The organism is Pseudomonas sp. CYM-20-01 (genome assembly GCF_023169845.1).
In the GTDB taxonomy this organism is placed as follows: domain Bacteria; phylum Pseudomonadota; class Gammaproteobacteria; order Pseudomonadales; family Pseudomonadaceae; genus Aquipseudomonas; species Aquipseudomonas azotoformans.
Genome location: NZ_AP025169.1, coordinates 5,786,527 through 5,810,436, shown reverse-complemented (window position 1 = coordinate 5,810,436; position 23,910 = coordinate 5,786,527). Strand labels below are relative to the sequence as shown.

Here is a 23,910-nt window from a genome sequence, read left to right as displayed (position 1 = left end):
CTAAGCCGGGCGCTCACCCTTGTCGCAAACGAAATAAAGTCGCCGGGTCATGACTGAAAATCGCGATGTGCGCTCACATAGTCGACCATCCAGCTCAGGAAGGCCTTCACCTTGGGGATCTCGCCGGCATGTTCGGCATGGGCGATAAAGTGCGCGCCGCTGCTGGGCATCGCATAGTCCCAGGGGATCATCAGGCTGCCCTGGGCCAGCTCTTCGGCCACCAGGTACTGCGGCACCAAGGCTACGCCATAGCCCGATTGCGCCGCGCGAATGCACATGTAGAACGTGTCGAAGCGCGGCCCGTGATAGCTGTTCTGCGAGTGCAGGCCCTGCTCCAGGAACCATTCATGCCAGGCCTCCGGGCGCGAGGTGCATTGCAGCAGGGTGTGGCGCGACGAAGCATCACTGCCTTCGGCGACAAAGCCCGGCGCACACACCGGTACCACCGCCTCACGGAACAGCTCGATGCAGGTTGCTCCCGGCCATGAACCCTGGCCGAAGAAAAACGCGATATCCGCCTTGGCCTGCAACACATCGAACGGCTCCAGCTCGTTGCGCACATCCAGGTGAATGTTCGGATGTTGCGCCGCGAAATCCTTGAGCTTGGGCACCAGCCAACGGTCGCCGAAGGTCGGCTGGGTGGCGATGCGCAGCACTTCGGTTTCGCCGCCGTAGGTGAGGATGTAACGGCTGGAGATGTCCACCTGTGTGAGGATCTTGTGCACTTCGGCCAGGTACAGCGACCCGGCCGGTGACAGGTACAAACGCTGGCGCACCCGGTCGAACAAGTTGTGGCAGAGCATCTCCTCCAACTGCGCCACTTGTTTGCTCACCGCACTCTGGGTCAGGTGCAGCTCCTCGGCGGCGCGGGTGAAGCTCAAGTGGCGGGCGGCCGCTTCGAAGCATTGCAGGGCGGTCATCGAAGGGGTCAAGCGTTTTGAAATCATGCACTTCATTCCAAATCGGAAGGAGCCTTTGCCTAAAGGTCGTTTGTGGCAGCGCTGCGAAGCCGTAGATACTGCCCGGCAGCACTATAAACCGGCGCGGGCTGCACGGCGCCGAATAATAAGGAATGACAGGGAGAGCCTTGCATGAACCCATTCAAAACCACCTTGGCCGTGATCGGCACCACCGCTGCATTGGGCCTGGCGAGCAGCGCCTATGCGGGCGTGACCCTGGACGCGATCCAGAAAAAAGGCTTCATCCAGTGTGGTGTCAGCGACGGCCTGCCGGGTTTCGGCGTGCCGGACAGCACGGGCAAGATGACCGGCATCGATGTAGACGTGTGCCACGCAGTGGCGGCGGCAGTGTTCGGCGATGCATCGAAAGTGAAGTTCACCCAGTTGACCGCCAAGGAGCGCTTCACCGCGCTGCAATCCGGTGAAATCGACTTGATCTCGCGCAACACCACTTGGACCAGCTCCCGCGATTCGGGCATGGGCCTGGTGTTCACCGGCGTGACCTACTACGACGGCATCGGCTTTCTGGTGAACAACAAACTGGGCGTTACCGGCGCCAAGCAACTGGACGGCGCGACCGTGTGTATCCAGGCCGGCACCACCACCGAGCTGAACGTATCGGATTACTTCCGCACCCACGGCATGAAGTACACGCCGATCACCTTCGACACCGCCGACGAAAGCGCCAAGGGCCTGGAAGCCGGGCGTTGCGACGTGCTGACCACCGACCAGTCGGGCCTGTATGCCCAGCGCATCAAGATGGCCCACCCGGACGAGTTCGTGGTGCTGCCGGAAGTGATTTCCAAGGAACCGTTGGGGCCGTTGGTGCGTAAAGGCGATGACGAGTGGTTCAGCATCGTCAAGTGGACCTTGTTCGCCATGCTCAATGCCGAGGAAATGGGCATCACTTCGCAGAACGTCGAAGAGCAGGCCAAGACCACCAAGAACCCGGATGTCGCGCGGTTGCTCGGCGCTGATGGCGAATACGGCAAGGACCTGAAGCTGCGCAAGGATTGGGTGGTGCAGATCGTCAAGCAGGTGGGCAACTACGGCGAAGTGTTCGAGCGCAATATCGGCCAGGGCAGCGTGCTGAAGATCAAGCGCGGGCTCAACGCGCTGTGGAACAACGGCGGCATCCAGTACGCGCCGCCGGTTCGGTAACACGGGGGCTGTTATTCAGAGACCCCATCCTTCCCCGCCGCCTTGGCGCGGTACAGCGCCTGGTCGGCACGCGCTATCAGGGCGGCGGGGGATTCATCCCGTTCGCGCTCGGCTACACCCAGGCTCAAGGTGACGCTGAAGTCGTGGCTGTGCGGACTGTTGCTCAATTGCTGGCGGATGCTATGTGCCAGTGCCTTCGCGCTGTCCAGCGAGGTCTTGGGCAGGACCAGCACAAACTCGTCGCCGCCCCATCGGGCCAACAGATCACCTGGGCGAATACAGCGTTGCAGACATTCAACCACCTGCACCAGCGTCTGATCGCCCACGCCATGACCAAAACGGTCATTGATCGGCTTGAAGTCATCGATATCCATCGCGATCAGCGTCAGCGGCAGGCGAAAGCGTTGGGCGCGGTCGCATTCTTCCAGCAGCACTTTCTCCAGGCGGTAGCGGTTGGCGACCAGGGTCAGGGCATCCCGTTCGGCCAGCGAGCGGTTTTCATCCAGCTGTAGCTGCAACTGCTGGTTGACCCGCGACAGCTCGCGTGTGCGCTCGGCCACCAGTGCCTCAAGGGATTGATTGCGTTGCTCCAACTGCTCGACGGAGCATTTTCGCAGATGAATGTCGCGGTGGGCGCCCACCATCCGTGCGACCGAGCCGTCTGCGTTACGCGCAATCACATAGCCACGGTCTTCGATCCACAGGTAGCTGCCATCTTTTTTGCGACAGCGGTATTCGGCTTGGTAGTGAGGGGCGCGACGGTGGATGTAGTCGTCAAACAACTTCATCACTTGGGCATAGTCGTCCGGGTGAATCACGCTTTCCCAGGTGAATACACTGTTCTCCAGCGCGTGGCGGGGATAACCCAGCATTTCGTACCAGCCTGGGTTGCGGTAGACGAACCCGGTGTTGGCGTTCCAGTCCCAGATCCCGTCGCTGACCAACTCCAGCACGGTGTGCAGCATGTCGGCGTTGAAGTGAGAGAAGTCCTGTTCCAACGGGTTGTTGTCGGAGTTATCGACCATGTGCGCATTCCTTGCCTGAGCAGGCCTCAAGGCCTGCCGTTGTTGACGCCGATACTCCGTGGCTGGCGCTACTGTACAACGGGGCCTGGGTGCTTTGAATAGGGCAGATGTACGGCTAAAGGTTGATGGCTAATGGCTATTTACCAGGTGCCATCATCTCCGTCCGCCCCTTCCCATCCGCGTTGTGCTGGTAGATCGCCTCAGGCTGGCCTTGCTCGTTGAAAAACACCTGGCCGATCCCCGCCGAATTCCACAACCGCTCGCCGGCTTCGGCGTGCTCGGGAATATGCGGCACCACCTGCATACTGCGACGGCGCGTGAGCCCGTTGAGGGGCGAGCGGGGTGAGTAGAGCCAACGGTTGAGCCGGTCAAACCATTCCAGCAAGCGTGGGGGGAATTCATTCTTGATGCCGCTGCTGGTGATCTGCCAGATCCTTGGGCCGGCGTTGCGATGGCGGATCAGCACTTCGTAGACGAACGAATAGTGAACGTCACCTGAAAGGATCACGTAGTTACCCGGCGTACGCGAGTGGCGGAAGATATTGAGGATCACCTGGGCAGCGCCACGATGGGCCATCCAGTTTTCCGCATCCACCAGCAACGGGTGCCCGCACCAGCTGAAAATTTTCTGGACTGTTTCGATCAACTTCACGCCAAAGATGGGGGCGGGTGACACGATAATGGCCGAGGGATGGTCGAGCAGCTCCTGTTGCAGCTCACTCAACGCCTCCCAGTCGAGCAGGCCGGACGGTTGCTTGAGGGTGAACTCGCTGCGCCAACGGCGGGTGCGGGTGTCGAGTACCACCAGGGCTGGGGTGGTGGGTAGTACGTAGTGCCATTGCTGGAACTTGAGCAGCGCGTCGATCAATTCATCCTGGGCGGCGGCATCCAGGTGATTGGCCTGTGGCTGGCAGGTAAGCGCCTGGGTTTGGCTGACCAGCTTGCTGAACGCATCCGGCTGATTGCCCCAGCCCTGGCACAGCAGGTAGGCCAGCAAAGCGTTGCCGATGATGCGTTTAGAGAACGGGTGGCCGTAGGCGGTGGCTTCCCATTGGGCGCTGAGGTTCCAATCGTCAGTGATGTCGTGGTCGTCAAAGATCATCAAGGTGGACAGGTGGGCAAACACCCGGGCGACACCTGGCAGGCCCTCGCGGAATCGGTCGAGCTGCACCTGTTCGCGGGCGTAGCGCTGCAGTTCTTCTGTGCTCAGTTGCGGCGCTTCAGGCGCGATCAGTTCCCAGGGCGTCGGCGACCATACCAGCAAGTACATCGCAATGACTTCAGCGAAGGTGACCAGGTGATTGTCGGCAGTGCTGCTGGTGAAGATCGGCTTTTTCACACCGCCAAAGAAGCGTTCACGCAGGGTTTCGTTGCTGTCCAGTGCGGGCAGCAGGTCGGCACGATGGTAGTAACTGGCACGATGCCCGTAGAGGCTTGCGCTGTCGTCGATCACGGCGCCCTCCAGGTATTCATCGAACAGGCCCAGGCGTGTGATCAATGCATGTATTGCGCGCAACATCGGCCCGGCCACATCGTCGGCGTACACCTGGTCGCCGCTCATCATCAGCAGGGCCGGGCGGTCGGCGGGAGTGGAGGCGTTGGCCAGCAGGCGATCGACACACAGCAGGCCTTCATCGGCGCTGTGGTGGGGTTTGCGGCATGAGCCGTGTACCAACTGATGAATACGGCTGTGCAAAACAAAACTTGGGTATTGGGTGTTGGCGTACAGCAGGTGGGGTGCCCACTCGGCGATGCCGGTGTTGTCGAACAACACGTCGTAACCGATCGCGACGTCCAGGGGCAGGGCCTCGTCCAATGGCACATCGATCAAGTGGATAAAAGCATGGTGCCCAACCGATACGACCTTGCAATGATCAAGGTTGATCTCCAGGGTTTGGGCGGGTAGATGCAACTGCAGGGTCAGTTCCAGGGCTCGACTTCCCACCAGCCACAACACCAGGCGCCGGGGTTCGAGGCGGCGCAGCAGTGGGCCGGCCAATACGGCGGGCAGTGTGTCGAGGTGCGGCATGCAGGTAAGGGTTCCACGCTGGGTTTAACCGGCAAGGTTAGCCCAGTGAATGTCATGGTTTTGTTAAACAACAGTACGAAGGGCCGTGCACTGCCCTTCGTATTAAGGCGGGTTAGAGCAACCTGCCTTGACCCAGAGTGTCTAGCCCACCTCCGCTTTTGCGACGGTCGTTGGCTGCCGTGCTCTCAGGATCGGCGGCGCTCAGTTGCGAGTGTGTGACGTCAATGCTGCGCTTCCTGCGCTGGGGCTCTGCATCATCCTGCTGCAGTGGAGGGTATTGAAAGCTGCCCAGTGTGTGATTGATAGCGCTTAGCATGGATGTTTCCTTCTATTGAGTAGAGGACTACTTCGCCTGTAGCAGCGAAGCGAGGCCAAATTTATAGAGGGCGAAACGAGTCAGCTATAAACGCGCTGCTGCAAGATATGACACGGGTGGCCAGTGCTTTCAGAAGTCATCCGAGGCGCTGTTGGCGCAACCGTCCAGCCCGGGAGATGTCGCGCCTTCCTGGCCCTCGCGTACAAAGGCCGCCCGATTTTCCGCCACCACATTGCGCAACGCGCTGTAGTAATCCGGCAGTTTCTGCAGGCTGTCGGTGAGCGGCAACAATGACGCACGGGTATCGACGGTGCCGCCCACCAGGCTGATGGTGCCCAGGGTTTGCACGGTATCGCTGTCGCCCAGTGGCGAAACCAGGAAGCCCAAGACCTTGCCCGCTGCATCCCGGCTATTGCTGGTGCCCAGCAACGGCAGTTCGACAATCGGCCCATTGCCGATCCCCCACACACCGAATGTCTGGCCGAAGTCGGCTTTATGGCGCGGGATGCCCAGGCGATCCGACACATCGAACAACCCCACCACGCCCACCGTTGTGTTCACGGCGAAGCGCCCCAGGGTATTGACCGACCGTCTCGGGTTGCCTTGCAGCAGGTCGTTGATGAATATCTCCGGCTCGCTGAAGTTGCTCGCGAAGTTATGCACACCCTGCTGGAAAAAATCCGGCAGGTAACGGTAGCCTCGCGCTACCGGTGCCAGGGCGTAGTCATCTACAGCACGGTTGAACGCGAACACGCCGCGGTTGACCGGCTCGGCCGGGTCATACACCGGGTAATTCACCTGCGCACAGCGAGTCGCGGGCTCTACCGGGGCCGGGCTTGCGCAGCCCGTCAGGTAAGACACTGTCAGCAACAGCACGGCCTGGCGGGCCAGATGCCGGGGGTAGGTCAGCGAGCACATGGGCACAGTCTCCGCAAAAAAGGGAGGCCGATCCTGGCAGTGCGACCTTGCGCAAAGATGTCTGGTTTATTGCGCCGTTGACGCTTTATTGCACGATTGAAATATATGACGGACCGTGCCGAATGGTTTTAGATAGCGCCTCGACCCCACCCAGTGAAGACCGTCGGTGAGCAACTTGTTGATTGTGGACGATGACCTTGAAGTCCTCGCCCTGCTGAAAAAATTTTTCCTGCAACACGGCTATGGGGTCGAGACGGCTGCCAGTGGCGCCGAGCTGTGGGCGGCCATGGAGCGCCAGCCGGCTGACCTGATCATCCTCGACCTGATGCTGCCCGGTGACAACGGCCTGCTGCTGTGCCAGCGCCTGCGCCAGCAATATGCGACGCCGGTGATCATGCTCACCGCCATGGGCGAACTCAGCGATCGCGTGGTAGGCCTGGAAATGGGCGCCGACGACTACTTGAGCAAACCTTTCGATGCCCGCGAATTGCTGGCCCGGGTGCGCGCAGTCATGCGCCGTGCGGGTGAAGCGCGACCGCCGATGGGGGAGGTCGCCCGCCCATTGATCCGCTTTGCTGGCTGGCAACTGGATCTCACGCGCCGCGAATTACGCTCGCCCGACCAGGTGATGATCCCGTTGTCGTCCGGCGAGTTCGACCTGCTGCTGGTGTTCGCCGAACACCCCCAGCGCGTGCTGACCCGCGAGCAGTTGTTGAACCTGGCGCGGGGCCACAGCCACGACGCGTTTGATCGCAGCATCGACGTGCAAGTGAGCCGCCTACGCCGCAAGCTGGAATTCGATACCAAACGCCCGGCGATGATCCGCACGGTACGCAACGGCGGTTACCAATTCACCGTCAGCGTGACGCGCTCATGAGTCGCCGCCCACGCGACACCGTGGCCCGCTGGATCGCCCTGACGGTGCTGATCGCGATGTTCACCGCATTGGCGTTCAACGCCCTGTTCGTGAAGCTGGCGGGGGTTTGGGCACGGCCGCCGCTCACCGAAACCGGCCTGCTGGAAAAAATCGCCGTGGTGGTGCGCGTGGTCGAAGCGTCGGCGCCGGCGCAACGACCGCGTCTGGCAGAAGTAATGGCTGACGACGCGTTCAGCGTGAGGTGGTCGGCGCAGCGAACAGCATTTGATTTGCCCGTGCTGCAGGACCCGGATTTCCAGTCGGGAGAACAGGCCTTCGAGCACCTGCTCGACGGCCCGATCCGCCCTATGGAAGCCTATGAACCGTCCGATTGGCCCGACGGCAATGGCCACTACATGCTGCTGATGCAACTGGCTGATCATTCCTGGCTGATGTTCACCGCGCCTGCCCGCAGCTGGGGCCTGGACGAGGGCGCACGCAGTGTGATCGTGGTATTGCTGGTGCTGATCTCCACCGCACTGGTCACCCTGGTGGCCACTCGGCGACTGGCGCGACCGCTGCAGGACTTTGCCCACGGCGTTCGGCGCTTTGGTGCAGACTTTCGCGCACCGCCCGTCGAACCGGTGGGGCCTCATGAAATCCGCCAGGCGATCCTTGCGTTCAACAGCATGCAGGCGCAGTTACGCCACTTCATCCAGGACCGCACGCAAATGCTCGCGGCCATCTCCCACGACCTGCGTGCGCCGCTGACGCGCCTGCGCCTGCGCGGGGAATTCATCGAAGACGCCGACCAGCAGCAGCGGCTGTTTCGCGACGTCGATGAAATGCAGGCCATGATCAACACCGCCCTGGAATTCTTCCGCGACGACGCCCGCCTGGAACCGGCCACCCAACTGGACCTGGCCGAGTTGCTGCAAACCCTGATCGACGACTACCGCGACCAGGCGCTCGACATCACCTTTCACGGTCCGCCACGCCTGGTGTATTTCGGCAGGCCCCTGGGGCTCAAGCGGGTGATGACCAACCTCGTGGACAACGCGATCCACTATGGCGTCGCGCCGGAGATCGAGTTGCAGCACACACAGGACGAGGTGGTGATTCGCGTGTTGGATCGCGGCCCGGGCATTGCGGCTGAACATCGGGAGGAGGTGTTCCTGCCGTTCTATCGCCTGGAAGGCTCACGCAACAAAAGCACGGGCGGTGTGGGCTTGGGGCTCTCGACCGCCCGGGCGATTGTGCTGGAACACGGCGGCACCCTGACCCTGACCGAACGCCACGGCGGAGGGCTGGAAGCGGTGGTGGTGCTGCCGGTTTAAGGGGACCTTGTCGTGAGCGGGCTTGCCCCGCGCTGGGCTGCGCAGCAGCCCTCAAACCACCCACTCAGGTATGCGAGTCGTCGATCACCTTCGGCACCGTAAACCGGAACTCACTCCCCCGACCCACTTCACTCTCGGCAACGATCTTGCCGCCGTGGGCCTGGACGATACCTTGGGTGATATACAGCCCCAGCCCGCTGCCGGTCGGGTTGTTTTCCGTCTGGGTCCAGTAACGGTCAAACACGTGCGGCAGTTGTTCCGGTGCAATGCCTTCGCCGGAGTCGCGCACGGAGAACACAATTTCTTCGCCATTGCTCATGGCACTGATGCCGATGTTGCCCTGGCGCGGAGTGAACTTGATCGCGTTGCCGATCAGGTTCGACAGCACCTGGAACAGACGCTCCGGGTCGGCATTGATCTGCAGGCCCGGCTCGGCGTTGAAAGACAGGTCGATGCCCTTATCCATCGCCAGCGGTGCCAGCAGGGAATAGGCTTCCTCGAAGATCTGGGTCACGTCGAGTGCCACCGGCTTGACCACATACCGCCCGGCCTCGATTTTCGAGGTGTCGAGCAAGTCTTCCAACAGCACGTTCATGCGCCCGGCGGCCTGTTGCATGGTGTCGATAGCCGAGGAAATGCGTCGCGAGGTGTGTGGGCCATCGGAGCTGAAGGCCTTTTGCATCATGCCGCACAGCATCGAGATCACCGTCATCGGGTTACGCAGGTCGTGGGACACCACCGCCACCAGCTCATCACGCGCACGCACCGCTTGTTGCTCGCGCAGCACCTGGCGCGCCAGGTCGTTTTCCAGGGCCGAGCGGCGCAGGTCGTTGGCGGCAAAGTGGTCGCCGTGGCTCCATTTGGTGGAGATACCGGCCATTTCCACTTTCCAGATTTCAAACGAGGTGCGTGGGCGAAGGCGCAGGCCGGCGTCAGAGTTTTCCAGGTCCAGCGGTTTTTTCGGGTCGCCGCTCCAGTTGATGTTCTCCTTAACTTCCGGGCGGAACCACAGCACACCGTTGTCCACAGGCTTAGGCAGGCTCATGGCCAATACGCCACTGGCCACTTGTTGGAACTCGGCGGCCGGTGGGTAAACCGACACCAGGTTATGGCTGGAAAACACCGGCTCACCGCGCCCTTGCAGCCACTTGTGCAAGGCACGGATCTGCGCCGGTTCCGGGCAGTTGCCGTAGCGGTGCAGTTGTTTGTCTTCGATGATCGCCACGCCGCCGGACAAGGTCAGGTCCATCAGCAACTGCGGTTGCTGGGCCAGGCCGTCGAATACGTTCTCTGCCGAGCGCTTCATCGCTTGGTCGAGCAACGCCAGGGCCTCGACTTTCTCTTCGCGCTGGCGGCTCAGGTCCAGGGCCTCCATGGCGCTGATCTGCAGCGACAGCACCTGGCCGATGGTCTGGCAGGCAGTGCGCAAGTCGTTCGGCACCAGCAGCGGCTCGCGGTTGCCGCAACTGATCAGGCCCCAGAGTTTGTCGCCCTTCATCAGCGAGATGCTCATGGACGACAACACGCCCATGTTCTGCATGTACTGACAGTGGATCGGCGACACGCTGCGCAGGGTGGCAAAGCTCAGATCCAGCGGCTGGCCGGTGTCCGGGCGCAGCTTAGGCAACAGCGGAACCGGCTCGTAGGCCGCGTTCGGGATGATGCGTAGCCAGTTGGTGCGGTACAGCTCGCGGGCCTGCTCCGGGATGTCGGACGCGGGGAAGAACAACCCGTTGAACAGCTCCATGGACGGCGCCGACGCTTCGGCGATCACCTGGCCGTGGCCTTCGTCTTCGAAGCGGTAGATCAGCACGCGGTCGTAGCCGGTCATGGCCTGGATTTCAGTCACGCTGATTTCGTACAGCGCTTGCAGGGTTTTCGCCGACTGCAAACGTTGCAGCATCTTGCCCAGGTCACTGGTGCGCCCGTTCAGTGCCCGTGGACGGAAGTCTTTGAGACGCGGCTCGAATTCCAGCACCAGCACATTCTGATGGCGGTGCAGCAGGCCTTCGAACTCTGCGCCGTTAAAGGAAACGTGCAGCGGCGGCGCGTCAAAAAACGTGTTGTTTTCGGCCATGGCAGCAACGGCCTGGGCGTGCTCGGCGCCCACCAGCGTGTGCAGCGGCTGGCCCAGCAGCGCCTCGGGCGCATGGCCGAACAAGCTGCCCACGTTGGCGCTGACCTGGATGATATTCAGCTCGGGCTCGGACAATGTCAGCAGCACGCCATGGGGCTGGATCGCCCCCGGGAAGCGAATCGGCTCGTTGGCACAGTTGGCAAGCAGCTCTTCAAAATCTTCGGGTTTCATAGCAGTACCTCCTGGCTGTCGAGCCATTGCTCAAAGCAGCGGAATGTCGAACGGGCTGCCTCTACCGCGCGCTGTTTGGCGGGGGCATCCAGCGGCAGGCGGCCCAGATAATCGAGAAAGTCTTTCCAGCGTCGACCGGTCTCGGCGCCGTATACATCGAGAAACGCCCCACCGTTATCGGCATTGACGTCCAGGCGCTGGGCCATTTCCCGGCGCAGCACTTGGCCGCCGAGGGTCGCGCCTTCCAGCACGTACAGGGCTCCGAGGCAAGCGGCGGGGGTGTCGAGGTTCGGCAGTTCGGCGCAGCGGGGCAGGGCGCCGATAGCCTGTTCATTCAGGCCCAGTGCATCGAGATCGTGCACTAGCGTCGGGGTTTTCGTACGTAACCCATGGTCGAAGCCCTCAGGTATCAAATCGCATTCGTACAACGCTGCTTCCATCGGCCCATAAAACCCGTAGTACGCCTCAAGCAAGCGCTGATACCAATCGGCATCCAGGCGCTCAGAGAAAAACGGCAGGCGCTTTTCCAACGCCACATGCAGCAGGGCCGTGCCTGTGCGCAACGTTTCCAGCAAAGAGGGCGCACCAACGTCATGGGCCTGTGAATGCATTCAATGAGCTCGAACTGTGGGCCTCTCGGCCATGAATGACGCGTTTTATGGGCGACAATTCTACACAACTCAAGGCAGGCAGCTGTACGCACAAGGCGAAAAGGCTGACCAGCGGATCAGAAAAGTCGCTCCTTGCTTCATCAATGACCACAGCGCCCGCCATGAAGTTCGGTTCGAGTGATGTTGAAGCGCTATCAATGCATGGATAGACCTTGCTGGGTGAGCGCGGTTTGCACACATTGGATCAAATGTTCGGAGCTCCAGGGCTTGGGCAGGAACCGCACCGAGCCGCCCAACTGTGTCGCCAGCTTCGTATTACCGGAGGTCAACACCACTGGCACCGTCGGCCAACGATGCGCCACCACCTTGCTCAGATCGTAGCCGTTGAGCAAACCCGGCATCTGGATATCGCTGACAATCAGGTCCACCGGATCGTCGCCCCGCTCCAGGTAAATCATCCCTTCATCCGCCGAAGGAAACGACGTCACCACCGCGCCGAATTCCTCAAGCACATCCACCATCAACGCCCGAATGATTTCGTCGTCTTCCAATACCAAAATCGATGGCTGAGCCATGATCCTTACTCCACCATCAGGGTTCATAGAGGTGGAGTAGAACACAGCTGCATAGGTTCGATTGGATATGTATGAAGCGATGGATGGTCATTCAGAGGGTCTAGGTGGCACATTTGCGCAAGGGGGGCGGGAGGATAGTGGCGCTGCGCCCCCCCCAAGGACTGAAACGGTAATCTGGATGAGCATGCGCTCCAGACAAACAGGCATAATCGCCCGCTACAACTGCTGTGGAGTCTGCCATGAAGTACGCCCTGTTCACCCTCGCCCTGGCCCTCAACGCAAGCCCCGCTTTGGCGGCCGGCGACGCCGAGGCGGGCGGCAAACTCTTCACCAAGACCTGCGGCGGCTGCCACAGCATCGGCGAAGGTGCGCGCGGCGGTTTTGGTCCGCAGCTCAACGGCATCATTGGCAGGCCCGCCGGGACGACCACGGACTATCAATATTCCGACGCGATGAAAAACTCCGGTGTGGTCTGGACCCGCGACAAGCTCGCCGCCTATATCGAAGCGCCGAAGAAGGTGGTGAGTGGCACGCGGATGATTTTTTGGGGCATCAGCGACCAGGACAAGATTGCCGACATCCTGGCCTACCTCGAAACTTTCCAGCCCCAATAATCACTCTCGTACGTTGCTGAACAGCATCAACCGTGCGCTCTCATGCAGCCCTCGGGTCAAGCCCTGCAAACGTTGAAACTCTTCGGGGTGCTGCGCGGCTACGTTCTCTCGCGGGCTGGGTGAGGCCAGGTCATGCAGGGTCGGCGAGCTGCCGTCGTGTTGCATCTGCAGCAGGAAGTGCCGGGTGACGCCGCCAATGATCGGGAAGGTGCCTTCGCGCAACACCAGCGGCACCACGCGTTCGCCTTCGGGCGCCGGTTGCTGGATATCACGCCCCAGCGCGCCATTGCGAAACGGTATGCCCGCCATGCCGGCGACGGTGGGCAACAGGTCCGCCAGGCCCACGGCCTCCTCGATCACCCGGGGGGCCAGGCCAGGGGCGTGGATCAGCAGCGGTACGTTATTGCTCTCCAAACCAAGCTGCTCAAAGGCCGGCGCCATGTGCGGGATCTGGCTGATGCGCGTGTTGTGGTCGCCGAAGAACACGAAAATGCTGTTGTCGTACCAGCCGCCGGCCTTGGCGATTTCCATCAGGCGGCCGATGTTGTAGTCCAGCAATCGCACCGCGTTGTACTGCTCGACGCTGCGCGACCCGGCGGCCTGGACGTGCTCCAGGGTCACGTCCTTCACCTGGAAACCATCGTTTTGCTTGGGGATGGTAAACGGGCGATGGTTGCCGGAGGTTTGCAGGTAGGCGAAGAACGGCTGGTCCTTGGGCACGGCGCGCAGCAACTGGTCGCCTTCCTTGAACAGGTCCAGGTCGGAAATGCCCCACACATCCACCCGTGGTGAACGCCAGTGGCGTTCTTCATACAACTGCACACCGTCGATGCTCTGACGAATCAACGCGTTGATATTCGCCCAGCCGGCATTGCCGCCGATCATGTAGAACTTCTGGTAACCCTCGAAGGCGTTGATCAGCGTGTGCTGGCGCGTGATCAGCGGGTTGCGCGTGGCAGTCTCCTGGCGGGTCACGTCCGGCACGCCGCTGATGCTGGCCCACACGGTCTTGGCGGTGCCGGTGACGGGCACGTAGAAGTGTTTGAAGAACCAGCTCTGGGTGGCCAGTTTGTCCAGGTTCGGCGTGGGGTTGAGCGGGTTGCCGTAGGCGCCTACGGCGCTGGTGCCAAGGGATTCGAGCATCACGAAGATCACGTTGGGCGGGCGCTCGCCCGCCAGGCGATACGGCTGCACGCTCTGGCTGCGAATAAAGTTGAGTTGCTGCGCATCAGGTTGGTCGACTCCCAGGTAGTCGGCGATCTGCGGGTAATGCTTGCGCACCTGGGCTTCATCAAACTGCGACTGGCCGACCTTGAGGGTGTCGTACAAAAACAGCACCGGGTTCAGTCCTACCGCCGCCACTTGGCTGTTGCCGGAAAAGAACGCATCACTCCAGCGCAAGGGCACCGGGTTTTCCAGATTGAGATGGGCGACGCGGCCGAGCAGCGCCAGTAGCACGCCGACCACTGCAATGGCGGAAACGGCGACCAAGGACAGCTTGCCGCTGGCGCTGGGCGCACGGTCGAGTGTCAATCGTTCGAGACAGACGAGCGCCCAGACCCACAGCGCCACCGCCGCCAGCCAGCAGGCAGTTATCCACAGCACTGGGTAGGTTTCCCACACCATCTGTTGTGAAATCTGTGCGTCTTGCAGGTAGCGCAGCACCGTCGCATTGATGCGTACGCCGAGGTAGGCGTAATGGCCGAAGTCGATGATGTACACCAGGCCGACCAATGCCAGCGCCACCGTCAGATACCCGCGTGCCAGCCAGCGCAGGGCCGGCAGAGTGACGAGGTTCCAGCGCGGCAGCCATGCCAGCACGGCCAGCGGCAGCAGGACCAGCACCGCCAGGCGCAGGTCGAACCGCAGGCCGATGCCCAGGGTTTCCAGCAGGGCCGGAGTACTGAAGTCAAGGCCGGAAAAACCCAACACAAATACCAGCCGCAACGCCGCCAGCAGCACAAACACCAACCCGATCGCGCCCACGCCGTAGCGCAGGCGGCGTGATTGCAACGCACTCATTATTTTTCCCATTCTTTAAAACGACGCAGAACCCATGTGGGAGCGGGCTTGCCCGCGATAGCGGTGGTTCAGTAAACATAGCGGTAACTGATACACCGCTATCGCGGGCAAGCCCGCTCCCACAGTTTGAATTGCATTAGTCCGGCGACTACGCAGTAGACCGTCAGCAGCGGATCGACCAGATAGTCCCAGTAGTTTTCCGATGCCTTGAGCCGCAGCGCGAACGCCAGCGTGCCCACCGCCAACATCCACACCGCCAGCGCGTTGCGCAGCCACAGCATCACCAGTGCCGCCGCAGCCACCAGCACAATCATCGGGCGAGGGTTGAAGCCCCAGCGATAAGGATCGACATAGGTCAGGCCTAAGGTGGCGGGGTACAACAACAGGCTCAGCAGCCCAAAGAGCAGCAGCATCTGTACCTGATGGGGTCGATCCAGCGCCCGCACCACGCCCAGCCGGCACAACCCCACCCATGCCAACAACACCAAGGTGCTGATCGCCAAGTCATCAGTAAAACTGCGCACATACGCCGCCAGGGGCAGCGCATTGACCGGGATAAAACTCACCGCCACCAACACCGGTAGCAACCATGGCCGCCACGCTTCGGTGAAGCGCAGCGCGCTCAGCGCCACGAAACCCAGCAACACAAAACTCAAATGGGCCTGCCACACAGCAACCATCACAGACGCTCCGCCAGCCAAGCTTCGTTGAAGCTGACATGCTTGATAAAGGTGTTATTCCACGAATACACCAGGTGGTACATGCCGTCCGGGCTGCGGCTGAAATACGGGTATTCGTATTCGAAATCGCAGCCCTGGGGTTTGCACACGCGGTAGTCGAGGTTACTGAGGAAGCGCTGCTCCAGCGGCAGGCGCCGGGCACCGCTGGAGGCGCGGAAGCCCTCGCCGATGATTGCTTTATAGGCCTCGGGCGAAAACGGTTGGCCGAGCGGGTCGGGTGACTGGTCCAGTTCCACCACGGTGCGCCACTGTGTGAGCTGTGCGTCGGTGCCATACAGGCTGAGCTTGAAGCGACCGTCCTCCAAGTCATTGAGAGCCACCAGCAAACCATCATCCTGCGTGCCCACCGCCGCCAGCGATGAATTGGGGTTGGCTGGCGCCAGCGGGTAGGGCTCGCTCCAAGTCTGCCCGGCGTCTTCGGTGCGGCTGGCCAGCACGCGGTGGTGGGTGTCGCCGGCGTAACGCAACATCGCCACGGCGCGTAGGCCATCCTGCGGCACGATAGTCGGTTGCAGGGAATGCTTGCCGCGGCTGATGCGGAATTTGTCGATCACCGCCCCGTCGGCGCTCAAGTACAGGTACTCGGCAAACTTGCCCATGAACTCGTGATACACCGGCAGCCCGATGGAGCCATCGGCATGGAACACCGGCGCGGCGCGCACCAGCGTGCTGATGTTGAAGAACGGCGACGTCACCAGTTGCCGCGGTGCCGACCAACTGGCGCCCAGGTCATCCGATACCATCACATTGATCGCACTGGCGGCCCAGCCCCCAACCGATACCGACACATAAAACATCCACAGGCGTTGGTCTGGCGCCAGGGCAATCACCGGGTTGCCGAGCTTGCGGATATAGCGCTGGGTGCCGTCGCGGGTGCTTTCCCGCGTGGCCAGCACCTGCTCGGCGCCCCATTCGCCGGCGCGTGCGTCGAAGCGCGCGGTACGCACTTGCACATCGGCGGCACCTTCGCGGGAACCGGCGAACCACACCGCCATCAGGTCGCCACCGGGCAGGGCAGTGACGGACGAGGAGTGCACAAAGTCGGTGAGCTGTGTCGATACAAACCGGCTGGTGTACTGCGGGGCCGATGCCACTTTGGCGGTGTTCGGGCTCACCTGGGCAAACGGTGCCAGTAAATGGGGCGGATGGCTTTGCCAGGCGGCGAAAAACACCGCGAGCAGGCCGACGATCAGGAGGACGGAGCGCATAGGGAACCTGTGGGTCAAAGAATTACGGCGCACGTTCATCCGGCAGGCGCTTCCTGCGACCGGTGAGCATGGATAACGGCAGGTTTTCCCGCACCTGGAGGCTTTCGACGATCGCTGCCAGCACATGCACGCAGACTAGGCCCAGAAGCACATTGGCGGCAGTCTCGTGGATTTGCAGCGGCCAATCGGCACCCCACAAAGCGTCGACTTCCTGCATCAGAAAACCGCTGATACCCAGGGTCAGCAGCGCCAGCAACATCAATAGCATCACCAGCGCGCCAATCGGCGAATGGCCCAGGCGATGCTGTGGCCGACCGCTGAGGAGCGAGCGTAGGTGGGCAGTCAGGCGTCGTGGCGTCGGCCAGAAGTCCGTCCATTGGGCGCTACGCGGTCCGACAAATCCCCACACCCCACGTACCAGCAACCAGGCCATGGCGTAGTAGCCCAGCCAGACATGCCAGTCGTCGCCTGCTTCGTTAAAGAAGTAATTGGCGACAAAGACCCCGGCGATAGAGCCATGAAACAGCCTCACCAACGGGTCCCACAGCCGCAGGGATTCGCCTGGCATCAGCCTTTGATCTCGGTCTTCACGGCTTTGCCGGTGACCGGGTCGTGGTAGATCTCGACCTTGCGCTTGTCTTTGTCAAAGCCATAGATCTCGTAGCAGTTGCCGTCGGTGACCTTGAACTTGCTGATGGTGTAGCCTTCGGCCTTGAGCTTGTCCTGGAAGGCTTTTTCGTCCTGCCATTGCGAGCGTTCGGCGGTGGTGCACTGCGGGCCGGCGACGGCCAGGGGGCTGGCGAGAATCAGGGACAGCAGGAGAATTTTGCGCATGGAAAAGCTCTCAGCAAACGTAGGAGTTTGCACAGTGCAAAACCAACCTTAGTGCAAGCTTAGTTGGCAACGAGCAGTAACATCTTTGCCGAGGGTGCGCCGGTGAAACCCGGCATGATTTCGCCGTTTCCTACAGAGAATCCGTAATGCGCCTACTCCTTGTCGAAGATGACCGTGCCCTCGGCCAGGGTATTCGCGTGGCCCTGGGCGCCGAAGGCTACACCCTTGACTGGCTGCAAGATGGCGTTGCCGCCCTGCATGCCCTGCGCACGGAGTCGTTCGACCTGCTGCTGCTCGATCTCGGCTTGCCACGCCTCGACGGCCTCGACCTGTTGCAGCAACTGCGCGCCGAGCAACACGACTTGCCGGTGCTGATCCTCACCGCCCGCGACGGCACCGCCGAACGCATCGCCGGCTTGGACGCGGGCGCTGACGACTACCTGGTCAAACCCTTCGATGTGGAAGAACTCAAGGCTCGTGTCCGTGCGCTGTTGCGCCGTAGCCAGGGCCGCGCGCAACCGCTGCTGGAACACGCCGGCGTCAGCCTCGACCCGGCCACGCAGCAGGTGCGTTACCAGGACGCCGACATCATCGTCACCCCCATGGAATACCAACTGCTGCACCAACTGATGGTGCGCCCCGGCAAGGTCGTGACCCGCGAGCGGCTGTCCCGCGCGTTGTATGGCTGGCAGGACCGGGTCGAGAGCAACACGTTGGAAGTACTGATTCATAACCTGCGTAAAAAGTTATCCACCGAGTTGATCCGCACCGTACGCGGTGTCGGCTATGTGCTGGTACTCACCGCATGACCTCGGTTCGCGCGCGCATCCTCATCCCGGTGTTGGTGTTGATCCTGTTGGGCGATGCCTTGATCAGCTGGTTGGTCCTGCGCGACAGCCACCACGAAATCGAAGAAGTCTACGACGCCCAACTCGCCCAGAGTGCGCGCCTGCTGCAAGGCGTGCTGCGCCAGCGTGACCCTGAGGACGCGGGTTGGGAACGGTTGTACCAGGCGTTCGACCAGGCCATGAGCCGCGTCGGCGAGGACGGCGTGGCCCATCCCTATGAAACCCGCCTGACCTTCCAGGTCTGGAACAGCGCGGGTGAGCTGCTGGTGCGCTCCGCCGAAGCGCCGGTGCTGGCGGCGCCACCGACCACCCTGGGTTCCCATGACCTGATGGACAACGGCAACGACTGGTGCGCCTTCCTCCTCGCCGACTCGCAACAGGGCGTGTTGATCTGGGTGGGTGAGCGCGACGACATCCGCCAGGACGTGATCCAGCGCATCATGCGCCACACCCTGTGGCCCACGCTGATCGGCGTGCCGCTGCTGACGGTGCTGATCTGGCTGGTGATCGGCTGGGGCTTCAAACCGCTGCGCGCCATGGTGTTGTCGATTCGTGGACGCAATACCGAAACCTTGCAACCGCTGCACCTCAACCCACTGCCGACCGACCTGGAACCCATGCAGACCGCGCTGAACCGGCTGCTGGTCCAAGTGGATGAACTGCTCGACCGCGAACGCCGCTTCATCGCCGACGCCGCCCATGAACTGCGCACGCCCCTGGCGATCCTGCGCATTCACGCGCAGAACGCGCAAAGCGCCGTCACTGGAGAACAGCGCCGCGAAGCCTTGGATTTTCTAGTCAATGGCGTCGACCGCGCTACCCGTATTGGTAGCCAGTTACTGACCATGGCGCGCATCGAACCCCAGTTGCACAACCCCGTGTGCGGCCGTGTGCACCTGACTGAACTGGTGCGCGAAGAACTCGCCGAATTGACCCCCCTGGCCATGGAAAAAGGCGTAGAGCTGGTGCTCGAAGGCAACGAAGACTGCTGGGTCGAAACCGAGCCCGTGGCGCTGGCGATTGCGCTGCAAAACCTGGTGACCAATGCGCTTAACTTTTCCCCGGCGGGCAGTGAAGTGACAGTCGTGATGGGGGCTCATTGTTTGAGTGTCAAAGACCGGGGCCCCGGGATTGATGAGGCGCAAATGGAGCGCCTGTTCGAACGGTTCTACAGCCGGGATAATGCCAATGGCGCGGGCTTGGGGTTGGCGATTGTGCAGATGATCGTCGGCAAGATCGGCTGTCGGTTGGCGCTGCATAACCGCAAGCAGGGTGGGTTGTGCGCTCGGTTGGTGTTTGAGAGCGCCTGAACGGCGGCATCGCTCATCCCTCCTGAAGCGGAACAATCCGTTTAAATTCGGGTCCAGTCATCACACTCTTCCCCGATAAGGACATCCCCCGTGAAGCGAATCGCGCTGCTCTCCATTGCCCTGGCCCTGGGCGCCTGCCAATCCAACCAACGCGACTCATCGCCCAGCCTGCTCAAGGACGGCATTCAGTTTCGCCAGAAAACCGTGGCTGTGGATGCGGAGCACGCCAAAGTCATCATGAAGTCCAGTGGCGGCACTCCCGCCGTCGACTTCTCGATCAGCCGCGAAGGCGACCCCGACCCACGCATGGAAGCCCTCGGCACCGTGATGGACACCGGTGAAGGCAAGGTCTTCAACTGGATCGCCAAGCTCAACCAGACCGTGGCCAGTGCGGGCTTCAAGCGTTTTCCACAACTGGAAATCCAGGCCGACCCCGGCAAGAAACTCACTGTATCGGGTTACGCGAACGACACCCGCACCGGTTACTACTACACCTGCGGGCCGATGATGAATACGTTCAGCCCGGAGAAGGCAAAGGTGTATCTGGTGGAATTTCAATTCAAGGGGTCGGGGTGTGAGCAGCATGTGTATGACGTGACCGATCCGGCGAATCGGGTACCGGTGGCTGAGGCGGGGAGTGGGGTTAAGTCGGGTTGAGGGTTAGCCGTGGTGTGGTAGACCCTGCGGGAATACCACACCGTTGAAGGTGTGGGTGCAGCAGTTGCAGCAGGGTTTCATCTGCTCGGGCGTCAGCTGTGGGTTGACCTTTTGCAGCAGGCCGCCTTCGTCGACATACAAGCCGCTGTAGTAGCTGTTTTCATCCGTTCTCACGTAATCCTGCTTGTCGCTTTCATGTTGCGCGACCATCCAGAACACCGGCTCCGGACGATCCAGGCGGGCGTTGGCTTCGCTGAACACCTGGTCCCATGGGTGGCCGACTTTGGAGAGGAGAAAGCGGAATAGCGGGGTGTAATCAAAGCCATGCCGTTGATGGCTATGCATCGACCCGCGGTTTGATTGTTTGTCTTTTTCGCCTTTGGTGTGCCGCTCATACCGGTAGGCGCGACAACTGCCGTGGCGCACGCCATGGGTTCGGGTGTTGACTGAGCGGTAGAGGAGGGGTTTTTGCGATGTGGGTTTCATTGCATCACGACGCCTTTTTGGATTGTTTTGGAGGCGGTGGCCAGGCGCCTTGGTAGCGGAAGGAGATTTGGTAGTCGAAAAGGCCAGGCTCTATAACGTGTCGGAAATGTGGCTGGAGAATCGCTACCCAACTTGGGAGAACATCGAATCCTCCGGCATAAATTTGAGGCTCGTCATGGAGGTCCAGTGCTTTGAGAATGCCATCATCCTCGTTGAGGTTTGCTGAGTATTCGTCCGCCTCTAAGTTTTCGGTTTGTTTGTCAAACCATTCCAGTCTTATCTTCATCACCATGATTGACTCTCCGTTTATTTTGTAATTCGCCGTTCATCTTTCGCCGGGCCCCGCTGCTCTCCCGTATATGGGTCAAATGAACCTAGGTGTTTCACATCGCTGTATCGGTAGACTTCCAGCTCACCTTGTTCCGAATCCCACTCAAAAAGTCTCTTTCCTTTCGCGTCCTTCCAACGTTCCCGAAGACCGCCGCCGTTACGTTTTCGCGTCTTTCTCTTCTGTTCTATAATTGCATCACGACGCTTTTTTGGACTGTTTTGGAGGCGGTGGCCAGGCGCCTTGGTAGCGGAAGGAGATTTGGTAGTCGAGGTGGTTGGGTTGGATCACGTGCTGGAAGTACGGCTGAATTAGCGTTATCCAATTGGGTTGGACGTTGAATACGTCGGCATATATCGCGGTCTCTTCGCTTAAGCCCAATGCTTCAAAAATACTGTCTGGGTCTGCGATATCCGCTGAGTATTCATCCGCTTTCAAGTCATTGCTGTGCTTTTCGTACCATCGCAGTCTGATTTTCATCACCATTTCAAAATCCTCTTTATCTATAAATTCGACGTTTCGGATCCGCCGGTCCTCGACGCTCGGCGGTATAAGGATCAAATGCACCGAGGTGTTCCAAGTCACTGTTTCGATAGACTTCCAGCTCGGCTTTCTTGGAATCCCATTCAAATATTTTTCTTCCTTTTGCGTCTATCCAACGTTCACGTAAGCCAACGCCACCTCTTCTTGGCGTCACAGGCCTTTGCGGAATCAGACCAGGGAAGCCTGTTATATCTTCGGCTTTGGGGGCTGGGAAGTAGTCATGGTCTGGGTTTCTGAGCCCTTTCCTTGGCTTGTTGAGCACCACATACAGCGGCCGTACCCCCGACTCCACCGGGAACACCAGAATAAAATCCCGATACTCCGGTGGATAAACCGGGTTCACCAGAATCTGCGCCGCTTTCTCCGTCGGCGGATAAATCCAGATCACCGGCGCTTGCGGCGCAGCCTCCAAGGCCGGAATCCCCAGCGTGTCACTGGGATCAACGGCGGGCGTCCAGATCAGCTCCACACCCTCACCCAAATCCGCCACAAACTGATCGTTACGCTGTTGAAACTGCACCACATCAATCATCTGCCAATCGGCATGGTTGCCCGTGTAGAACCCATACCCCTTGAGCGTGCCGTCCTCGCGTTGCTCGATATGCAACCGCATCTGCGACCGCGCCCGTTGCATCGAACGCAACTGCTCCTCGTTGTAGAGCGCGCTATCACCCAACTCTGACGGCCAGGCCAGCGCCACCAAACCCGTCAGCAGGCCCCCGGCGACCGATCCAACGGCAGTCGCCGCCGACTCCCAAACCGCCGACCGCAACGCCAACTGCCCCAAGCCAGCGGGCAATGTGCTGCCGCCGATCTTGCGCAAGGCAACCGCGCCCCTGCTATCCACCTCACTCCCACCCAGCAGGCTTAAGTGGCCGTACTCCCTGATCAGCTCCAACGGCACATACCCGGCCGGGTTGAAGTAATGAGTGATGCCGTCAGGCAGTTGGCAAGGCTTCATGAAGACGCAGCCGGGAGGTCTGGCTCGCGTGGGGGCAGGGGATGGCTCGAAAAAATCAACCGATGGCGAATACGGCGCACGCGATGGCTGCGGCGCCAGGATGCGTCGTTTGCGTAACTCTTCTTCGGTGGGTGGGTAAAAGCGTTCTGGCATGACGGGCTCACGTCCTTGTGCGAGGAGGTGAGCCTACGAGGGGGGAGCGATGGGAGGTATTGGCTTTGTTCGATGCCTGGTGTGGGAAAAGGCAACAGGTTGTCAGCGCTCTAGAAGGCGAGCGTTTGAGCGCCTTGATCCATACGCGACAGGTGTGTGCGTTTTGTCCTGCAAACCAAGCCTACGTATTGCGTAGGACCGTTCTGGATTCGCTCTGACGTTCTCTTTAGCCGCACCGTGTTTGCTACGGTCGCGGAAAAATACGCATGGAAAAGCAGAATGCTGACATTCAACACCCTATGGAAAAACCACCCGGAAATCTTTGGTGACGCAGCACCATGCAGAACCAACGGCGCCAAGAATTTCAGTGATCAATGCGCGATCAATCTTGAAGTGGCACTGCGTAGATCTGGCGTTGACCTGAGCAGATTAAGCAGCGTGCGCTATTGTTGGCAGCATCCCAAAAGCGAGGGGCACATACCGGCCGCAGAGGAAATGGCCAACGCTTTAAGCCGCGGCATCATTCCCGGTTTACGAAGCGTGAAGAAGATAAAACCCGAAAGCTTCGAAGATGAGCTGGCTGGGCATCAAGGCATTATCTTCTTCAAAGACTTTTGGCGCCGGGGAAACGAGTCGTTCGGTAATCGCAGTGGTGATCACATCGACTTGTGGAACGGGCGGCGGTTGACGGACTGGTTGAGCTATCCGCGTATTCAGCTGGGATTTTCGATTGAAGGGACGTTCTCGGATTATCACGAGTCCAGGGAGATATGGTTTTGGAAGGTTGCCTGAAAGTGGTTAAGGGGGTGGTGTTTGTTGTGCTGGTGGTTGCGGTGGCACTTGGGGTGTTTAACGGTGTGGTAGTGGTGGTATCGGCGTATTTTGGGCCGTTTTATGAGGGGGATGCGGAGCAGAGCCGGAATTTTGGGCTTTGGCTGGTGGGGAATGGGGTGGTTGTTGTCGGGGCCGTGGCGGGTGGAGTGGGTTGGTATCGCAGGTTTCTGCGAAGGAGGTGATGAGCTTACCAAGCGGAAGTAGGAGCCTATTGGGTAGCGCCCGATGTTGGTGTTTCGAATATTGCGATTTTCGTTTGTTTCGTTTAGGTTTGGTC

25 protein-coding genes and 1 pseudogene are annotated in these 23,910 nt (G+C 60.5%); 9 read left to right on the top strand and 17 right to left on the bottom strand.

The annotated features are described in order from the left end of the window. Positions 1-47 precede the first annotated feature (47 nt). Positions 48-947 (bottom strand): LysR substrate-binding domain-containing protein, encoded by a 900-nt coding sequence (locus M2497_RS26435; protein WP_248484317.1) that lies wholly within the window; start codon positions 945-947, stop codon positions 48-50. Positions 948-1,091: 144 nt separating this feature from the next. Between M2497_RS26435 and M2497_RS26430 the strand changes: the two genes are divergently transcribed. Further along, positions 1,092-2,120 carry an amino acid ABC transporter substrate-binding protein gene (locus M2497_RS26430; protein ID WP_058423421.1) on the top strand — a complete coding sequence of 343 codons (1,029 nt, stop codon included), beginning with the start codon at positions 1,092-1,094 and terminating at the stop codon, positions 2,118-2,120. 11 nt (positions 2,121-2,131) lie between these two features. Here the strand turns inward: M2497_RS26430 and M2497_RS26425 are convergent, their stop codons facing one another. The 3 genes from M2497_RS26425 to M2497_RS26415 all read right to left on the bottom strand — a co-directional run bounded on the left by M2497_RS26425 (position 2,132) and on the right by M2497_RS26415 (position 6,408). Continuing rightward, complete coding sequence (locus M2497_RS26425) at positions 2,132-3,145, bottom strand: diguanylate cyclase (protein WP_248484315.1); 1,014 nt, start codon at positions 3,143-3,145, stop codon at positions 2,132-2,134. A gap of 136 nt (positions 3,146-3,281) precedes the next feature. Next, positions 3,282-5,174, bottom strand: coding sequence for an alkaline phosphatase D family protein (locus M2497_RS26420; RefSeq protein ID WP_248484313.1), 1,893 nt, complete (start codon positions 5,172-5,174; stop codon positions 3,282-3,284). A gap of 445 nt (positions 5,175-5,619) precedes the next feature. After that, positions 5,620-6,408, bottom strand: a complete 789-nt coding sequence (locus tag M2497_RS26415) for a VacJ family lipoprotein (RefSeq protein WP_248484310.1) — start codon at positions 6,406-6,408, stop codon at positions 5,620-5,622. Between the two features lie 166 nt (positions 6,409-6,574). On the opposite strand from M2497_RS26415, the gene M2497_RS26410 reads away from it, so the two are divergent. Together M2497_RS26410 and M2497_RS26405 are read left to right on the top strand one after the other, a co-directional pair. Then, entirely contained in the window at positions 6,575-7,285 is a 711-nt protein-coding gene (locus M2497_RS26410; RefSeq protein ID WP_248484308.1) for a response regulator, read from the top strand. Beyond that, positions 7,282-8,601, top strand: a complete 1,320-nt coding sequence (locus M2497_RS26405; RefSeq protein ID WP_248484306.1) for an ATP-binding protein — start codon at positions 7,282-7,284, stop codon at positions 8,599-8,601. Before M2497_RS26410 ends, M2497_RS26405 begins: the two co-directional genes overlap by 4 nt. Positions 8,602-8,665: 64 nt before the next feature. On the opposite strand, the gene M2497_RS26400 is transcribed toward M2497_RS26405, so the two are convergent. The 3 genes from M2497_RS26400 to M2497_RS26390 all read right to left on the bottom strand — a co-directional run bounded on the left by M2497_RS26400 (position 8,666) and on the right by M2497_RS26390 (position 12,095). Beyond that, entirely contained in the window at positions 8,666-10,909 is a 2,244-nt protein-coding gene (locus M2497_RS26400; RefSeq protein WP_248484304.1) for an ATP-binding protein, read from the bottom strand. Next, entirely contained in the window at positions 10,906-11,520 is a 615-nt protein-coding gene (locus M2497_RS26395) for a biliverdin-producing heme oxygenase (protein WP_248484302.1), read from the bottom strand. The genes M2497_RS26400 and M2497_RS26395 overlap by 4 nt, the downstream gene beginning before the upstream one ends. A gap of 194 nt (positions 11,521-11,714) precedes the next feature. After that, positions 11,715-12,095, bottom strand: coding sequence for a response regulator (locus tag M2497_RS26390; protein WP_248484300.1), 381 nt, complete (start codon positions 12,093-12,095; stop codon positions 11,715-11,717). Positions 12,096-12,334: 239 nt separating this feature from the next. On the opposite strand from M2497_RS26390, the gene M2497_RS26385 reads away from it, so the two are divergent. Next, entirely contained in the window at positions 12,335-12,709 is a 375-nt protein-coding gene (locus M2497_RS26385) for a cytochrome c family protein (protein WP_248484298.1), read from the top strand. Here the strand turns inward: M2497_RS26385 and M2497_RS26380 are convergent, their stop codons facing one another. The 5 genes from M2497_RS26380 to M2497_RS26360 form a co-directional block, all read right to left on the bottom strand. Continuing rightward, the gene (locus M2497_RS26380) at positions 12,710-14,731 is read right to left on the bottom strand and encodes a sulfatase-like hydrolase/transferase (RefSeq protein WP_248484295.1); all 2,022 of its coding nucleotides are present in this window, start codon (positions 14,729-14,731) and stop codon (positions 12,710-12,712) included. It lies immediately after the preceding gene. Between the two features lie 98 nt (positions 14,732-14,829). Then, a complete protein-coding gene (locus M2497_RS26375) occupies positions 14,830-15,411 on the bottom strand; it encodes a hypothetical protein (protein WP_248484293.1) in 582 nt (193 codons plus the stop codon). Beyond that, a complete protein-coding gene (locus M2497_RS26370; protein WP_248484285.1) occupies positions 15,411-16,679 on the bottom strand; it encodes a sialidase family protein in 1,269 nt (422 codons plus the stop codon). The genes M2497_RS26375 and M2497_RS26370 overlap by 1 nt, the downstream gene beginning before the upstream one ends. A 22-nt stretch (positions 16,680-16,701) precedes the next feature. Continuing rightward, positions 16,702-17,247, bottom strand: coding sequence for a cytochrome b/b6 domain-containing protein (locus M2497_RS26365; protein WP_248484283.1), 546 nt, complete (start codon positions 17,245-17,247; stop codon positions 16,702-16,704). Beyond that, the gene (locus tag M2497_RS26360; protein WP_015885790.1) at positions 17,247-17,513 is read right to left on the bottom strand and encodes a PepSY domain-containing protein; all 267 of its coding nucleotides are present in this window, start codon (positions 17,511-17,513) and stop codon (positions 17,247-17,249) included. The genes M2497_RS26365 and M2497_RS26360 overlap by 1 nt, the downstream gene beginning before the upstream one ends. A gap of 146 nt (positions 17,514-17,659) precedes the next feature. Between M2497_RS26360 and M2497_RS26355 the strand changes: the two genes are divergently transcribed. The 3 genes from M2497_RS26355 to M2497_RS26345 all read left to right on the top strand — a co-directional run bounded on the left by M2497_RS26355 (position 17,660) and on the right by M2497_RS26345 (position 20,328). After that, positions 17,660-18,322: a response regulator gene (locus tag M2497_RS26355; protein ID WP_248484281.1), complete on the top strand. Its 663-nt coding sequence runs from the start codon at positions 17,660-17,662 to the stop codon at positions 18,320-18,322. Further along, positions 18,319-19,671: a sensor histidine kinase gene (locus tag M2497_RS26350; protein ID WP_248484271.1), complete on the top strand. Its 1,353-nt coding sequence runs from the start codon at positions 18,319-18,321 to the stop codon at positions 19,669-19,671. Before M2497_RS26355 ends, M2497_RS26350 begins: the two co-directional genes overlap by 4 nt. 90 nt (positions 19,672-19,761) lie before the next feature. Continuing rightward, positions 19,762-20,328 (top strand): hypothetical protein, encoded by a 567-nt coding sequence (locus M2497_RS26345; protein WP_071496422.1) that lies wholly within the window; start codon positions 19,762-19,764, stop codon positions 20,326-20,328. Between the two features lie 3 nt (positions 20,329-20,331). Here the strand turns inward: M2497_RS26345 and M2497_RS26340 are convergent, their stop codons facing one another. From M2497_RS26340 to M2497_RS26320, 5 genes and pseudogenes are all read right to left on the bottom strand, one after another. After that, positions 20,332-20,673: a hypothetical protein gene (locus M2497_RS26340; protein WP_348984767.1), complete on the bottom strand. Its 342-nt coding sequence runs from the start codon at positions 20,671-20,673 to the stop codon at positions 20,332-20,334. 145 nt (positions 20,674-20,818) lie between these two features. Further along, positions 20,819-21,106 carry a colicin E3-like toxin immunity protein gene (locus M2497_RS26335; protein ID WP_248484267.1) on the bottom strand — a complete coding sequence of 96 codons (288 nt, stop codon included), beginning with the start codon at positions 21,104-21,106 and terminating at the stop codon, positions 20,819-20,821. 14 nt (positions 21,107-21,120) lie between these two features. Then, positions 21,121-21,336, bottom strand: a pseudogene (locus M2497_RS26330) (colicin E3/pyocin S6 family cytotoxin); the annotation flags it as partial. A 4-nt stretch (positions 21,337-21,340) separates the two neighbouring features. Continuing rightward, positions 21,341-21,628, bottom strand: a complete 288-nt coding sequence (locus M2497_RS26325; protein ID WP_248484265.1) for a colicin E3-like toxin immunity protein — start codon at positions 21,626-21,628, stop codon at positions 21,341-21,343. A 13-nt stretch (positions 21,629-21,641) separates the two neighbouring features. Beyond that, complete coding sequence (locus tag M2497_RS26320; protein WP_248484263.1) at positions 21,642-22,799, bottom strand: S-type pyocin domain-containing protein; 1,158 nt, start codon at positions 22,797-22,799, stop codon at positions 21,642-21,644. Positions 22,800-23,078: 279 nt separating this feature from the next. On the opposite strand from M2497_RS26320, the gene M2497_RS26315 reads away from it, so the two are divergent. Together M2497_RS26315 and M2497_RS26310 are read left to right on the top strand one after the other, a co-directional pair. Further along, a complete protein-coding gene (locus tag M2497_RS26315) occupies positions 23,079-23,591 on the top strand; it encodes a type VI secretion system amidase effector protein Tae4 (protein ID WP_248484261.1) in 513 nt (170 codons plus the stop codon). Beyond that, positions 23,588-23,815: a hypothetical protein gene (locus tag M2497_RS26310; RefSeq protein WP_248488259.1), complete on the top strand. Its 228-nt coding sequence runs from the start codon at positions 23,588-23,590 to the stop codon at positions 23,813-23,815. The genes M2497_RS26315 and M2497_RS26310 overlap by 4 nt, the downstream gene beginning before the upstream one ends. The last annotated feature ends 95 nt before the right edge of the window (positions 23,816-23,910 follow it).

Coding starts and splice junctions, on each gene's coding strand:
- M2497_RS26405 (WP_248484306.1), top strand. CDS start 7,282: ATGAGTCGCCGCCCACGCGACACCGTGGCCCGCTGGATCGCCCTGACG.
- M2497_RS26420 (WP_248484313.1), bottom strand. CDS start 5,174: ATGCCGCACCTCGACACACTGCCCGCCGTATTGGCCGGCCCACTGCTG.
- M2497_RS26415 (WP_248484310.1), bottom strand. CDS start 6,408: ATGTGCTCGCTGACCTACCCCCGGCATCTGGCCCGCCAGGCCGTGCTG.
- M2497_RS26430 (WP_058423421.1), top strand. CDS start 1,092: ATGAACCCATTCAAAACCACCTTGGCCGTGATCGGCACCACCGCTGCA.
- M2497_RS26380 (WP_248484295.1), bottom strand. CDS start 14,731: ATGAGTGCGTTGCAATCACGCCGCCTGCGCTACGGCGTGGGCGCGATC.
- M2497_RS26435 (WP_248484317.1), bottom strand. CDS start 947: ATGATTTCAAAACGCTTGACCCCTTCGATGACCGCCCTGCAATGCTTC.
- M2497_RS26360 (WP_015885790.1), bottom strand. CDS start 17,513: ATGCGCAAAATTCTCCTGCTGTCCCTGATTCTCGCCAGCCCCCTGGCC.
- M2497_RS26315 (WP_248484261.1), top strand. CDS start 23,079: ATGCTGACATTCAACACCCTATGGAAAAACCACCCGGAAATCTTTGGT.
- M2497_RS26425 (WP_248484315.1), bottom strand. CDS start 3,145: ATGGTCGATAACTCCGACAACAACCCGTTGGAACAGGACTTCTCTCAC.
- M2497_RS26370 (WP_248484285.1), bottom strand. CDS start 16,679: ATGCGCTCCGTCCTCCTGATCGTCGGCCTGCTCGCGGTGTTTTTCGCC.
- M2497_RS26375 (WP_248484293.1), bottom strand. CDS start 15,411: ATGGTTGCTGTGTGGCAGGCCCATTTGAGTTTTGTGTTGCTGGGTTTC.
- M2497_RS26340 (WP_348984767.1), bottom strand. CDS start 20,673: ATGCATAGCCATCAACGGCATGGCTTTGATTACACCCCGCTATTCCGC.
- M2497_RS26365 (WP_248484283.1), bottom strand. CDS start 17,247: ATGCCAGGCGAATCCCTGCGGCTGTGGGACCCGTTGGTGAGGCTGTTT.
- M2497_RS26395 (WP_248484302.1), bottom strand. CDS start 11,520: ATGCATTCACAGGCCCATGACGTTGGTGCGCCCTCTTTGCTGGAAACG.
- M2497_RS26400 (WP_248484304.1), bottom strand. CDS start 10,909: ATGAAACCCGAAGATTTTGAAGAGCTGCTTGCCAACTGTGCCAACGAG.
- M2497_RS26320 (WP_248484263.1), bottom strand. CDS start 22,799: ATGCCAGAACGCTTTTACCCACCCACCGAAGAAGAGTTACGCAAACGA.
- M2497_RS26390 (WP_248484300.1), bottom strand. CDS start 12,095: ATGGCTCAGCCATCGATTTTGGTATTGGAAGACGACGAAATCATTCGG.
- M2497_RS26325 (WP_248484265.1), bottom strand. CDS start 21,628: ATGGTGATGAAAATCAGACTGCGATGGTACGAAAAGCACAGCAATGAC.
- M2497_RS26355 (WP_248484281.1), top strand. CDS start 17,660: ATGCGCCTACTCCTTGTCGAAGATGACCGTGCCCTCGGCCAGGGTATT.
- M2497_RS26335 (WP_248484267.1), bottom strand. CDS start 21,106: ATGGTGATGAAGATAAGACTGGAATGGTTTGACAAACAAACCGAAAAC.
- M2497_RS26350 (WP_248484271.1), top strand. CDS start 18,319: ATGACCTCGGTTCGCGCGCGCATCCTCATCCCGGTGTTGGTGTTGATC.
- M2497_RS26385 (WP_248484298.1), top strand. CDS start 12,335: ATGAAGTACGCCCTGTTCACCCTCGCCCTGGCCCTCAACGCAAGCCCC.